This is a genomic window from Arthrobacter sp. V1I9 (assembly GCF_030817075.1).
In the GTDB taxonomy this organism is placed as follows: Bacteria; Actinomycetota; Actinomycetes; order Actinomycetales; family Micrococcaceae; genus Arthrobacter.
The window spans coordinates 332645-345269 of the sequence record NZ_JAUSYU010000001.1 but is presented as its reverse complement, the minus strand read 5'-3'; the positions used below and the strand labels follow the sequence as shown (position 1 = coordinate 345269).

Genomic DNA, 12625 nt, shown 5'->3' with positions numbered 1-12625 from the left:
ACGTAGGCCTCTGCACCTGCATGGACAGTAGTTTACAGACCGGTCTGTCTGGGCTGGTGTACTGTCTTGCTGGTGATCGAACACTCGCGATACTCGTTAGCCGACCCGGTTGGCATCTCTGCCGCTCCACCGCCCGTGGGCGCTCGGGAGCGCATACTCGCCGCCGCAGATGAGTTGTTTTCGCAGCGGAGCGTCCGGGATGTAGGCATAAACGAGCTGATATCGCGGGCCGGTGTCGCCAAGGCCACTTTCTACGCACACTTCGCCTCGAAAGACGACCTGGTCCTTGCCTTCCTGGAACGCTGCCACCAGGACCTGACCGTCGAGGCCATCATCGCTGAATGCAGAAAAAAGACCAATGACCCGACTGCCCAGTTGCTGATCATTTTCGATGTCCTGGACGGGTGGTTCCGTCAGGACGACTTCCAAGCCTGCGCCTTCGTGAGCACCATGCTGGAAATGGGTCCCACCCATCCCCTGGGGCAGGCATCCATCAGCTATCTTGCCCAGGTCAGGGACTTCATGCGAACCCTGGCCGAGGAAGCCGGCCTCAACCAACCAGACGTCTTCGCCCGCTCCTGCCACATCCTCACAAAGGGATCCATCATCTCCGCGGTCGAAGGAGACAAAGAGGCGGCCGTGTTGGCCAAACGCATGGCCGCTTCCCTCATCTCCGACCATGGGGGCAGCGCCACTCCCACCGCCGGCGCCTCCTACGCCAGCGCGCCATAAAGTCTGCCTCCTTAAGCGCTGAAGGAAAGCAGCTGCAGGGTTGTCCATAGCTTCAACGAGTCACCGAAGACAGGAAACAGAGATGGAAACCTCGGAATACACCCGTTTTATCAAAGACTGCATCGCCGCAGACACTGCAAAAGAAACGGGGCTCACAGAAGACCAGCTGTACGGGGTGTACCTCAGCTGGTGCGGCCTCCACCGGCAACCGCCCACAACCTGCGAATCCTTCTCGACGGAAATGGCCAACCTCGGGCTCAGCGCAAGGCGCCAGGACAACCACCGCACGATCTGGCCCGGACTCCGAATGACCGGCCCCGCCGCCCTGGACTACATCCTCACAAGCCAACCCAGCCTGGTTTAGCGCGCCTACCCGGACAACTCTTTCCCGGCTCGCCAACCCCTCAATCCGCCAAGCACGGACTGGAAGGGCAGAGCATCCCTCCCCTGCCCTGTTCCCTCGAATCCGACTCGGAGAAGCCCCGGCCAATGCCTGAAGCCACAACGCTTTCCTTTGCCCTGACATACACCGGAACGTTGGCCATGGCTGCGCTGATGTTCCTGGCCCAACTCGCCGCCATCACCATCCTTCTTGCCCTGGCCGGAGTGGCCAGACTCCTGACCCTTCCCGTCCACACGGCCGTCCGTCGTCGGCAGCAGTAATCGACTGTACGTGGGGACTAAGGAGCCAAGTGCTCCCTCCGGAGTCGTCCAACCCGAGACCAAATCCTGCCTAAAACAACCACCTCGGCCTAACGACTGTCACCGCGACAAAAGCGCTCGTGAGATCGTACGACTCGCCTTCCGAGGCAGTGTGCGATCCCGTCAAGCAGCATCGCCTTATCCGCTGCTGCCTGCGATGGCGGTGCTGCGCTTGCATCTAGAAGAGTCACCGACACTTTCAACAGCTTCACTGGGTTGCCGCAGCCATCACCGCCACAGCTAGGCCGGACATGCCGTCCAGAGTTCCTTGATGTCCTCACCTCCGACCAGGGCACGCAGCCGCTCGGAGCCCCCGCTGTCGCCCTGCTCTGTGGTGGAAAAACATTTAGAAGCGACAGCACGGCTGCGATAAGACAGTGTACTTTCGGTCACACCGTTGTTTCGCCGCCCAGAGCGCAGGACAATCGCCGGGCTTGTCCACGGCGCTCTGAGCAGCAATGACATCGCGTCCTCTACTGTTTGAGAACGCGCTTGGCCATCGTCCAAGCCGTGCAATGGGGCACGTTTTCCTGACCAGTTCTAAAAACTGTGTCGGAGTCGGGGCGAATCTTGATCAAATCTTGAGGAACAGAAGAGACCCTGAGGGCTATCCGTTAAGCAAATGCGGTGCTTGGCCTGTTTGGACCTCTGTAGCAGAACGGAAGCCAGCCAGGTCCGCGTTGCTGCGAAAGCGGCGAGAGCCGGCGAGGCGCTCCACGGCAGTAGACCTTGCAGGATGCGTGCCGGGTTCCACGTCCTGCGGCACAAAATTCCGGCACGTCAGAGTGGGTCACACCCCAACCTGACAAAGACTCCTTGGCGGACTGCAGAAGCCGTAGGAACTGATTCTCCGCTCCACCTTGAATTAGCCGCTAAAGCCGCACTGACTTCAGCTGTAGCGGACTCTTTCGTGCCGTGAACCAGGCATGGCTTATTGCGCGGCAGCGAAGACTGCGTCACGTTCAGATTCCAGCTCTCCGGGCTTGCCTTCACGGCCGGCAGGGAGCCTTGCGCTTTTGACGGTGAGCAGGCGTGAGAGCCGGTGGGCCGTGGAGACTACGGCGCTGGTGAGCTCTGTCGGCGGGGTTCCGGCTACCCGGTGGTTGGGGACCGTGACGGTGACCGACCCTCGAATGATGCCGTTGACGAAGAATGGTGCGGCGATGCCGTGGGCGTCAGGGACTCTTTCACTGTCGGTGGCGGCCCAGCCCTGGGAGCGGATGAGCTCAAGCTCTTGTTCTGAAACTCCCGCTTCTTGGCTTATCCTGGCGCTTACGTGTCGGGGCAGGTGGGCGAGGATTGCTTTGCCGGCAGCTCCGGCGGTTAATGGAATTTTTTCGCCTTCTTCCAAAACGTAGCGGACATTCCTGGCCCCGGCGATCGTTCGTCCGATGTGGGCAACTTCGGTGTCCGCGTCGTAGAGGGCCAGGGTGGTGGTTTCACCCGTTTGTCCGCTGAGTCCGCGCAGATCCTCGTCCACCAGTTGCGGAAGGTCGTGGCTGAAGCCAAGCGAGGCTGACCAGCGCAGCAGCGTCGGCCCGGCCGTCCAGGCTCCGTTGTCCAGCTTCGTCATCAGCCCCATATCGCGGGCGGATTCCGCAAGCCGGCGGGTCGCCACGGACCGGGTTCCCCACAGACTCGAAAGGTCCTGCAGCGTCAGTTCGGCCAGCGGCTCGGAACAGAACGCCGCGATGATGGCGGCGATCCGTTGTATGAGTGCGGATGATTCGGCTTCAGGCAGAACCTCCCCCAACCTCCGGTTGCTGGGGCGGTCGGTGAGGAGGGATTCGAGTTCCCGGGCAGCTTCGCTGAGCAGTTCGGCACCGGCTTCGATGTCTGATTCCTTGAATTCGTTCCGCGGCCGGGACAGCGACAGGGACCCGAACAGCCTGTCGTTGACGGTGAACGGCACGCCGATGCCGGCGGCGTCGGGAATGTGCTGGCCGATGCTGACGACAGCGCCCGTCGTGGCATAGCTCTGCAGCGCATTCTCAATACGGGTCCTACTGTCAATGGACGCTTCGGTGTACTTCTTCAGTTCCTCCGGCAGCCCAGCTGTCCCGCGGCGGGTAAGGATAGCCAGCCCAAGGGCACCGGCATGGGTTGGCAGGTTCGTACCAGGTGGCAGCGTGTACCGGACGGGCGCATCAGGTTCCACGGAGGCCAGGACGAAGCACTGCTCCGGGTTGCCGGTTTCGACAGCCATCAGAGCAGTCGCCCCGGACGCCCGGCTTAGGCGCGCCAGAATTCTTTCCCCCTCGGCAAAGAGCGGATGGCCTTCCTGCAGCGCTGCGGACAGGACCTTCAGCCGCGGTCCGATGATATAGGCGCCACTGACGTCCCTGGACACCAGGCGTTCCTCAACCAGCCGGCTGAGTATCCGGTTCACGGTGCTTCGGCTCGCGCCCAGTTCCTCGGCCAGCTCCCGAACACCCCATCCGTAGCCGGCGCGGCCGATGACAGCCTCAAGGACGGCGACGACCTCTTTCGAGCCATCCCGCTGTGCCGACTGGTCCAGTTGCTCCATATGTGCAGTATCCCACGGCACCCGCCGGCCTCCTTCTTGATTCCGCTGCGCTTCACACCACCGCTTGACAGTGGCGTGGAACACAGGCATTCTTTAATCAATCCCCGAAGTGAGACAGTGTCCCACTTTTCTAAATCAAAAGACAGAGAGGTCTTCGGATGACCGTCCCCACATTGGCAGTTCCAGATGCTGCCCGGCGCACCAAAGCCAAGAAGGCGACCGGCGTTGCCGCCTTCGGTACCTTCATCGAGTACTACGACTTCAGCGTCTACGGCTACGTCGCCGCGACGCTGGCCATCGTCTTTTTCCCAGGCGATGACCCGGTCATCGGCCTGCTGAACACACTGTTGGTGTTCGGCTCCGCGTTCATTGTCCGCCCGCTCGGTGCGGTGTTCTTCGGCCGCCTGGGGGACCGGAAGGGCCGCCGGACGAGCCTGATCGCGAGCATCACCTGCATGGGTGTCGCCGCCACCCTGACCGGCCTGCTGCCGGGATACGCCCAGATCGGCGTCCTGGCGCCGATCCTGCTGGTGCTGCTGCGCATGCTGCAGGGCTTCTCCACCGGTGGCGAGATCGGCGGCGCGGCCGCCTATATCCATGAGTGGGCTGCACCGAACCGGCGCTCCCTCTTCGTCTCGTTGATCCCGTCCGTTGCCCAGCTCGGCAAGGGCCTTGCCGCCGGTTTGGCAGCCCTGGCCGCGGCTATGATGCCCGCCGCTGACCTGGCAGCGTGGGGCTGGCGCATCCCGTTCCTTCTGGCTCTTCCCTTGGGCGTCCTGTGCCTGGTGATGCGCCTGAAGGTCGAAGACAGCCCGGAGTTCCAGGCCATCAACAAAACCACTGAAGGTACCTCCAAAGCTCCGTTCAAGGAGGTCCTGACCAAGTACCCCAAGGCACTGGCCAAGGTCACCTCCATCTCCCTCGTGCAGAACCTCGGCACCTATATCGGCACCGTGTTCGTCGCCGTCTACTTCAGCGAAGTCCTCGGCTTCACCAAGGGCGAGGCCTCCACCATCGTTCTCTTGGCGGTCCTCTTCGCGGCGCTCCTGATTCCCATGGCCGGCCAGCTCGGCAGCCGCATCGGCAGCAAGAAGGTCCTGCTTTGGTCTTACGTGGCCTACGTCGCCATCACGATCCCGTCCTTCGCCATGATGAACCAGGGCTCCTTCGTCCTGGCCCTCCTGGGCTTGGGCATGGGCATCATCCCCTACGCCCTCTGCCAGGCCGGGACCTACGGCGCCATGCTCGAGTTCTACCCCACCCGCGTCCGCCACACCGGCGTCGCCTTCGGCCACAGCGTCGGAGCCGTCATCGGTGGCGGCGCCGGCCCCTACCTGGCCACATTCCTCATCGACCAGACCGGCAACACCTTCGTCCCCGCCTTCATCCTGGTTGGCGCAGGCGCCCTCGGGCTGCTGGTTGTCGGCCTCACCGTGCGGGCCAACTCCGACCCTTCGTCCCATCTCTACCGTTAGGCCCTGCACCGTGACCGAAATCTACATCTCCGACGCCATCCACGAGGACGTCCTGGCAGACATCCGCAAAAACGCCCTCGTGCACGTCGGCTACGGCCCCGACAAGGTCAACTACCTCGACATCAGCGAAAACGTAGATGCAGTGATCCTGCGGGCAGAAACCTTCACCCGCGAGATGATCGAAGCATCCCCCCGCCTGAAGATCATCGCCCGTCACGGGGTCGGCACCGACAACGTCGACATCCCGGCGGCTTCGGAAAACGGCGTCTGGGTCACCAGCACCCCGGGCTCGAACAGCAACGCTGTCGCCGAGCACGTCTTCTCTCTCCTGCTCTCCCTGACGCGCCGGATCGTCCCGGCCGCAAACCGTGTCCTGGCCGGCACATGGGCAGAGGGCCGCGGGGACCTGGTCGGTTTCGAACTCTCCGGCCGCACCCTCGGAATTGTGGGCTTCGGAGCCATCGGCAGACGCGTCGCAGCAATCGCAGGGGGCTTCGGGATGCGGGTCCTCGCCTCCGACCCGGTCGCCAAAGCAGCCGATGCCGCGGCCGCGGGCGCTGACCTGGTGGAACTGGACACCCTGTATGACGGGGCGGACATCATCACCCTGCACGCCCCGCTGCTGCCCGGCACCCGCCACATGATCTCCAGCCGCGAACTGGCCCTGATGAAACCCGGCGCCATTGTCATTAACACCTCCCGCGGTGGGCTGATCGATGAAGACGCCCTGGTCACGGCCCTGACCAGCGGCGACCTCGCCGGCGCGGCCCTTGATGTGCTCGAAGCCGAGAGCATCGACATGAAGGACCCGCTGTCCCACAACAGGGTGCCGCTGCACGAAGTGCCCAATCTGCTTATCACCCCGCACATCGCCGGCCAGACCCAGGAAGCATTCCAGGAAGCCGGCACCCGCTCCTGGTCAGAAGTACAGGCCGTCATGGCGGGCGAATCCCCTGCCTTCCCGGTCAACGCCACTGACCTGCACACGATCCCCGCCTGATCCGGCCCACCACACTCCAAGGAACCACACGTGTACATCAACGCCTCCGCCGAAAACATCACCGTCTACCCCGAATGGCCCCGCCCCGAACAGGAGCTCGTCCAGTCCCTGACCGCCTACCCCCCGGCGTTGATCGGTGACGTACGCAAACGCCTGGACATGATGTCAGCGGACATCCGGTGCCTGACCCCCGGCGCCCGATTGGCTGGCACCGCCCTCCCCATTCAGATCTGGGAAGGCGACAACCTCGCCATCCACCGCGGCCTCGACGAAGCCAAACCCGGGGACGTCCTGGTCATCTCCGGGAACGGCGTCACCAACCGGTCCGTTTTCGGCGGCATCCTCGCCGAAATCTGCCTCCACAAAGGCGTCACCGGCGTGATCGTTGACGGGGCTGTCCGTGACATCGAAGAGATGAACGAGATGGGCCTTGCTGTCTTCGCCCGCGCCGTCGTTCCCGCCGGGCCCTCCAAAAACGGTCCCGGGTACGTTGGCAAACCGGTCGCCTGCGGCAACGTCGTCTGCAACCCAGGTGATGTCGTCATCGGAGACCAGGACGGCATAGTGGTCATCCCGCAATCAGAACTTAACGAAACTCTTCAGGCCCTTCCCGCCCAAGAAAACCTCGAACGCCAGATCCGCGACCGGATCAAAGAAGCCGTCGCCTCCTAGAGGCCACCTCGGCTCCCTCCCCGCCCACAAGAGTGGCAGCGGCCCCGTATATGGGCCGCTGCCACTCTTATAGACCAGAACCTGAAAGCCCATGACACTGAACCGAGCAACACCGCGTAAACACGGTGAGTGGAGCCTGCTGATCAACGCTCTGGTGGAAATTCGCCAAAACGGCCGGATAGTCAGAACCGGGTTCGTCGAAGACGTCATGCCCGACTCCTCCATACTCTGGCTCGCGGCCGACCGCAACAACCCCCGCCAAATGTTCGAAGCGTGCCAAGGCCACCAGGTCTGGGTAACGCCCCAAGCACTCTCCGGCGAACTCAGTTACCGGATGACAACCACACAGATCTTCCGCAAAAACCCGACGATCTGCACATAAGCCGGGTCCGGTACGACCGCTGACTCGGGTTTTCTACCGGGTGCTGCGGCCTTGTGCGGCGGAGGTGATGAGGTCGCTCTTGGTCAGCGGCGCGCCCGTACGCAGTGCCGGGGCCCAGGTTGCGGTGTCGGTGACGGCGGCCCAGTTTGAATGCAGCAATGCCATGAGGGTCTCGTGGACTTGGCGTGCCGGCGCGGTGCCGGCGTCGTTGGTGAGGTCGATTGCTCCGGTCGCGTCGGAGAGGACTTCGACGGAGAAACCGAGGGGCTCGGCGGCCGCGGCGGAGGCGATCACACAGTTGTTTGTCATGAAGCCAACGAGCGTGATCGTGTCGATGCCCTGTTCACGCAGCCAGGCTTCGAGGTCGGTGCCAGCGAAGATGCTGGAGAACTGTTTGCTAATGCGCTTAGTTGCCGCGTCCTCACGGGCAGCGACTTCGGGGTGGTTCTGCCAGGTCGCCGACCCGGACCCGAACACCGGGGCTTCTGCCGGAAGTTCGTGCTGGACGAGCACGACGGGAGTTCCGGCCTGCTCCGCGGCGTTGATCGCGGCCTGGATGTTGGTGATTGATTGGTCACGGGCGGGGTACTGGATTGGAAGCAGTCCGTCGAAGTATTCCTGTTGGGCGTCGATGACGATGAGGGCTCGGTTGGGGGCGGTCATGGGTTCTCCTTCTAGGGGTGGGTTGTGGACGTCGAAGTGTCGAAATGTGTTTATTGCGCGGTGGCCGGTAGCGGTTCGTTCAGGTGCGGGAGTTTGTAGTGATCGGCGATGAGGGTGATCCCGCGCTGGTCGAGGGCTGCTGAGTGGCCGCCGACCACGAGCATCACTTCATCGACGCCGGTGCGCTCGTGCAGGGCTTCGAGACGGTCGGCGACAGCAGCGGCAGTGCCGTGGAAACTGTGTCCGATGTAAGCGTCCAGGATTTGCCGCTCCTGGATCGTGGCAGGGTACGCCTCGACCTCGTCCGGGGGCAGGAGCAGGTAGCCCTCGCTCCTGAACATGCGCAGCATCGCCATGGCTGATGTTGCCGCCTGCCGTTTTGCCTCCGCCGGGTCATCGCTGATCGCCGCGGGGACGCTGACGAGGGTGTGGGGCTCGGCAAGTATGTCGGAGGGCCGGAAGCTCTCACGGTAGAGACGCATGGCCGTGTCGACGTCGGCGTCGCCGAACTGCAATGCGAATGCATACGGCCGGCCGAGCTGCCCAGCCAGCTGAGCTGAGTACGGAGAGGAACCCAGCACCCATACCTCCGGCGCAGTCAATGACGCAGGCACCCGGTTTTCCTTTGCCTGCCAAGGGCCGGGAACTGCGTGAACGTGCCGGTATGGGTGCCCGGGAGGGAAGACGTCGCCCAGGAAGCCGAGCAGCTCGAGCACCTGTTGCGGGAATCCGTCGTTGGCTTCCGCGCCTCGCCGGAGCGCGGCAGCGGTCGCCCCGTCCGTGCCCGGTGCCCGGCCCAGCCCAAGATCGATCCGGCCTGGGGCGAGAGCCTCCAGCATCCCGAATTGCTCGGCAATCAGCAGCGGGGCGTGGTTGGGCAGCATCACCCCTCCAGCGCCGAGGCGGAGGTTCCTCGTCTCGGCGATGAGGCGGGCGATCATCAACGGTGGTGAAGACACCGATGTCGCACCCATCCCATGATGCTCAGACATCCAGAACCGGTGATAACCCCGCTGGTCCGCCGCTCGTGCCAGCGAGATCGTGCCCTCGAGCCCCTCCCCCGCGGTCATCCCGACACCAGTGCCGCCTGCGGACAGCACCGACAGTGTGAACGGGGACGTGCCGGATGGTCGTCCGAACTGCATAAAAACTCCTCATGGAAACAATTGCTCTTTACCGTGATGAAGCGTAGCAGGGCTATCACGGTTAATAGACCTGATAACATGAGAAGCATGTCAGATGCTTCACTAACTGCAGTCCCGGGCGCCGAGGAGCATCCCAGCCTTGCGTTGGTCAACAGCGCAAGTGAACTGCCCGGGGGCAGACGCTACGACGAATTGGACGGTCCTGATGACGCCGCGGCTTGGCTGATGGCGCACGATCTCATCGGACCGGAGACGGTGCTGCAGGAGCACTGCCGGGGCAGGCTCGCAGCCCTGCGTGCGGATTTGCGCGATCTCTTCACCGCGCACACCACGGGGGACGTCCCCCCGACAGCGGCCGTGCAAGCTCTAAATCGTGCGCTGACTGCTGCACCCGGGGCGCTCCTGCTTCAGTTCGACCCGACGGCTGGCTTCACCCGCAGCGCCAAGCATCCCGTGACACAGGTCATCGAGCACGTCATGGCCGTCATCGCCGACGACGCTGCCTCGCTGCTGAGCGGCGACCAGGCATCGGTGCTCGCGTCCTGTGAAGCGGACGGGTGCCAGCGATTCTTCCTCCGCACCCACGCGCGAAGGCAATGGTGCTCAACCCGCTGCGGGGACCGGGTCCGCGCCGCACGCGCGTACGCGCGCAAACGCGCGCTACACAGCGCATGAAATGATGTGTTGCCGGATCCCCCTTCGGTCCGCTGGGCCAAGCACGCACAGCTGCAAGGTAGCCTGTGAGCGGAATCCGGCCCACGCATCCTCGTATCCAGCCACTTGATTAGCTCCGGCTCCAATGGCGGGCATGCCGCCCTGATCGGGCGGCATGCCCAAGCTTCGTCTCTGCAGCTAGTGGCTCGGTTGGTCAACCCTAGCGGCACTGGGCTTGCCATGTGCTTGTGCCGTCGGTTTGGAGGGCAGTGTGGCGGCGGCCAGTATTCCGGCAGCTATGAGCAGGCCGGCGGCGACGGTGAGCGCACTGCCGTACCCGGCGACAAGTTGACCGCTTCCGGAGAGGTCCGCATGGCCCCCGCTGCCAGTGACGGTTGCGGCGATCCCGGCCAGAACGGCCAAACCGAGCGCGACGCCGATCTGTTGGGCGGAGTTCAGCAGGGCGGATGCAATCCCGGCCTCCTTTGATTCAGTGTGGTAGACCGCGGCCTGGGTCAGGGCGATGACGCCGAGTCCGAACCCGAGGGCGAGGACGAACATGGCCGGTGCCAGGTGCAGCCAGTAGTTCGTGTCGATCTGAATGAAGGAGAACCAAAAAGCGGCCAGTGCGCTGAGCAGCGCGCCGGCGGCGGCGACGAAGCGTGGAGCGGCCCGGTTGAGCAGTTTGGGGGCAGCGCCTGCGCCGACCACGAGCCCGGCCGCGAATGGTAGCCAGCCGGCGCCGGTCTGCAGGGGACTGTACTGCTGGACCTGCTGAAGATAGAGAGTGATGACGTAAAAGGTGCCCATGGGTCCGATGGCGAGCAGCAGCATGGACCCGTAGGCTCCGGCGCGGCTGCGGTCCCGGAACAGGCTCAGGGGGACCAGCGGAGTGCGGCTGCGGGCTTGTGTGGTGATGAACGCCGCGAGCAGCACGGCAGCGGCGCCGATGAGTCCGAGCCCGATCGGGTCTGTGAAGCCACCCTCACCAAAGCGGGTGATGGCGTACACCAGGGAGACCATGCCGCCGGTTCCCAGCACCGCGCCTCGGACATCGAGGCTACCGGGGTGGCGGTCTGCTTCGGGGAGGTTTCGGCTGCCAAAGAGGACGAGGATCCCAATGGGGATGTTGATGAAGAAAACCCACCGCCAGCCGAGCGTGCCGGTCAGGACCCCGCCGAGGAGCAGCCCAACTACGATTCCCAGGCCGGACATCGCACCGTACAGTGACAGCGCCGCGTCACGGGTCTTGTGCTCTGAAAAGGTGGTGGCGATCAGTGCCAACGCGTTTGGGGCCACCAGCGCCGCTCCCAGCCCTTGAACGGCGCGGGCGGCAATGAGTATTTCGCTGCTGATACCGATTCCACCGGCCAGCGATGCGAGCACGAAGATGGTCAGGCCTGCCCGCAGGACCCGTCGACGACCATAAAGGTCACCGATCCGCCCGCCCAGCAACAGCAAGGCGCCGAAAGCAAGGATGTATGCATTCACGATCCACGTCAGATGCACGGGACCTACCCCGAGTTCCTGCTGAATGCTCGGCAATGCAATATTCACGATCGAGTCGTCGAGCACCAGCATCAGCTGCGCCGTCGCAATCACCAGCAGCGGTATCAAACCGCGGCGCTGTCCTGCCTTTTCTGTCACAACATCTCCTAAAAATTTTGCGGGTGCAGCAGGGCCCCAAAGTCACGAAAGCTGGCTCGCACGTCCGTTGGGGCATGACCGACTGGTTATGTTCGCGGACAGGCTCCCGTACGCCGAAAGCAAGGATCACGCTTCCCGCTTCTGCCGGTTTATCCCGGCTGATCGCCGGGCCGGTCGGATGACCGGGTTACAAGTTCAGTTGTTGCTGGCGGTGTAGCCGGCGGAGGTGACAGCCTCACGGACATCGGCGCCGGCGGCTGCCGCTCACATGCACACGGGACCGGCCGCCGGAAACGAGTTCAACGGAAGCAGATTCCACACCATCAAGGGCTCTGACGGCGTCCTCTACAGTCCGAACACAATGCCCGCAGGTCAGGCCTTCAACGGTGAACTCAACTGCACCAGTGTCGGTGACCGAATTGGATGGCTCGGATGAGCAGCAGCTGCAGCCTGCAGCCGCCTGGGCAAGGGGGAGTTGGTAGCGGTTTCGAGATTTGGACATGCCAGTTTCCATTCCTTGACGAAGCATCAATGGGGCGCTGGGGATGACGGCTGTGAAGGCGGATGCAAAGCACCGGCCGGGACATACCAAGTCACTGACAATAAATCTAACATACCCCCAGGGGGTATATTAGGCAAAAGTTCGTGCGGCGGTAGTTCGCGGACGCAGCTCCTCTGCTCTCATGTCCCTAGCGAAACGAAGCCTGGCAGCAGGGCAGGGGTCCCCTGCAGGCCCTCCTGAGTCGCGGGCATCCTCGCAACTACGCGTTGCACTCATTGTTCCGATTTAGGCAGCCGGCGCCGGGTGCGCGACAGTACCAAGCAGTTATTCGCGGGCTTTGCAGCAAGGTGAGCTACACCCCAAACTGACCCAGCCTCGTTGAACGCCATTTCACTGGTTGACAGGAGACAACAGGACTCATTTCCGGCTCCTGCCCCGCGAAGTAAGTCATCCTCAGGTTCGCGAAGACGGTCAGGAACAGCGGGGCCAGGGCGAGGAAACGATCGGTAAACCTTCAAGGTCCA

13 protein-coding genes are annotated in these 12625 nt (G+C 63.3%); 8 read left to right on the top strand and 5 right to left on the bottom strand.

Translation table 11 applies throughout. From position 1 onward, the window contains the following. Positions 1-72: 72 nt before the first annotated feature. The 3 genes from QFZ70_RS01600 (at position 73) to QFZ70_RS01590 (ending at position 1395) form a co-directional block, all read left to right on the top strand. Positions 73-732 carry a TetR/AcrR family transcriptional regulator gene (locus QFZ70_RS01600; RefSeq protein WP_307093781.1) on the top strand — a complete coding sequence of 220 codons (660 nt, stop codon included), beginning with the start codon at positions 73-75 and terminating at the stop codon, positions 730-732. Between the two features lie 82 nt (positions 733-814). Then, a complete protein-coding gene (locus QFZ70_RS01595; RefSeq protein ID WP_307093780.1) occupies positions 815-1096 on the top strand; it encodes a hypothetical protein in 282 nt (93 codons plus the stop codon). 125 nt (positions 1097-1221) lie between these two features. Beyond that, positions 1222-1395, top strand: coding sequence for a hypothetical protein (locus QFZ70_RS01590; RefSeq protein ID WP_307093779.1), 174 nt, complete (start codon positions 1222-1224; stop codon positions 1393-1395). Between the two features lie 970 nt (positions 1396-2365). Here QFZ70_RS01590 and QFZ70_RS01585 read toward each other — a convergent pair. Then, positions 2366-3961, bottom strand: a complete 1596-nt coding sequence (locus tag QFZ70_RS01585; RefSeq protein WP_307093778.1) for an IclR family transcriptional regulator — start codon at positions 3959-3961, stop codon at positions 2366-2368. Between the two features lie 158 nt (positions 3962-4119). Between QFZ70_RS01585 and QFZ70_RS01580 the strand changes: the two genes are divergently transcribed. The 4 genes from QFZ70_RS01580 to QFZ70_RS01565 all read left to right on the top strand — a co-directional run bounded on the left by QFZ70_RS01580 (position 4120) and on the right by QFZ70_RS01565 (position 7490). Continuing rightward, positions 4120-5436 (top strand): MFS transporter, encoded by a 1317-nt coding sequence (locus QFZ70_RS01580; protein ID WP_307093777.1) that lies wholly within the window; start codon positions 4120-4122, stop codon positions 5434-5436. A 10-nt stretch (positions 5437-5446) separates the two neighbouring features. Further along, positions 5447-6436 carry a hydroxyacid dehydrogenase gene (locus QFZ70_RS01575; protein WP_307093776.1) on the top strand — a complete coding sequence of 330 codons (990 nt, stop codon included), beginning with the start codon at positions 5447-5449 and terminating at the stop codon, positions 6434-6436. A gap of 30 nt (positions 6437-6466) precedes the next feature. After that, the gene (locus QFZ70_RS01570; RefSeq protein WP_307093775.1) at positions 6467-7108 is read left to right on the top strand and encodes an RraA family protein; all 642 of its coding nucleotides are present in this window, start codon (positions 6467-6469) and stop codon (positions 7106-7108) included. Positions 7109-7199: 91 nt separating this feature from the next. Next, positions 7200-7490, top strand: coding sequence for a hypothetical protein (locus QFZ70_RS01565; RefSeq protein ID WP_307093774.1), 291 nt, complete (start codon positions 7200-7202; stop codon positions 7488-7490). 33 nt (positions 7491-7523) lie between these two features. Here the strand turns inward: QFZ70_RS01565 and QFZ70_RS01560 are convergent, their stop codons facing one another. Next, the gene (locus tag QFZ70_RS01560) at positions 7524-8153 is read right to left on the bottom strand and encodes a cysteine hydrolase family protein (RefSeq protein WP_307093773.1); all 630 of its coding nucleotides are present in this window, start codon (positions 8151-8153) and stop codon (positions 7524-7526) included. 50 nt (positions 8154-8203) lie between these two features. Then, positions 8204-9298, bottom strand: coding sequence for an LLM class flavin-dependent oxidoreductase (locus tag QFZ70_RS01555; RefSeq protein ID WP_307093772.1), 1095 nt, complete (start codon positions 9296-9298; stop codon positions 8204-8206). An 87-nt stretch (positions 9299-9385) separates the two neighbouring features. On the opposite strand from QFZ70_RS01555, the gene QFZ70_RS01550 reads away from it, so the two are divergent. Further along, entirely contained in the window at positions 9386-9973 is a 588-nt protein-coding gene (locus tag QFZ70_RS01550; RefSeq protein WP_307093771.1) for a CGNR zinc finger domain-containing protein, read from the top strand. Between the two features lie 177 nt (positions 9974-10150). On the opposite strand, the gene QFZ70_RS01545 is transcribed toward QFZ70_RS01550, so the two are convergent. Both QFZ70_RS01545 and QFZ70_RS01540 read right to left on the bottom strand, forming a co-directional pair. Continuing rightward, on the bottom strand, positions 10151-11599 hold the full coding sequence (locus tag QFZ70_RS01545; protein ID WP_307093770.1) for an MFS transporter: 1449 nt from the start codon (positions 11597-11599) through the stop codon (positions 10151-10153). 235 nt (positions 11600-11834) lie between these two features. After that, positions 11835-12101, bottom strand: a complete 267-nt coding sequence (locus tag QFZ70_RS01540) for a heavy-metal-associated domain-containing protein (RefSeq protein ID WP_307093769.1) — start codon at positions 12099-12101, stop codon at positions 11835-11837. Positions 12102-12625: the final 524 nt, after the last annotated feature.

Coding starts and splice junctions, on each gene's coding strand:
- QFZ70_RS01595 (WP_307093780.1), top strand. CDS start 815: ATGGAAACCTCGGAATACACCCGTTTTATCAAAGACTGCATCGCCGCA.
- QFZ70_RS01590 (WP_307093779.1), top strand. CDS start 1,222: ATGCCTGAAGCCACAACGCTTTCCTTTGCCCTGACATACACCGGAACG.
- QFZ70_RS01585 (WP_307093778.1), bottom strand. CDS start 3,961: ATGGAGCAACTGGACCAGTCGGCACAGCGGGATGGCTCGAAAGAGGTC.
- QFZ70_RS01580 (WP_307093777.1), top strand. CDS start 4,120: ATGACCGTCCCCACATTGGCAGTTCCAGATGCTGCCCGGCGCACCAAA.
- QFZ70_RS01565 (WP_307093774.1), top strand. CDS start 7,200: ATGACACTGAACCGAGCAACACCGCGTAAACACGGTGAGTGGAGCCTG.
- QFZ70_RS01560 (WP_307093773.1), bottom strand. CDS start 8,153: ATGACCGCCCCCAACCGAGCCCTCATCGTCATCGACGCCCAACAGGAA.
- QFZ70_RS01555 (WP_307093772.1), bottom strand. CDS start 9,298: ATGCAGTTCGGACGACCATCCGGCACGTCCCCGTTCACACTGTCGGTG.
- QFZ70_RS01550 (WP_307093771.1), top strand. CDS start 9,386: ATGTCAGATGCTTCACTAACTGCAGTCCCGGGCGCCGAGGAGCATCCC.
- QFZ70_RS01540 (WP_307093769.1), bottom strand. CDS start 12,101: ATGTCCAAATCTCGAAACCGCTACCAACTCCCCCTTGCCCAGGCGGCT.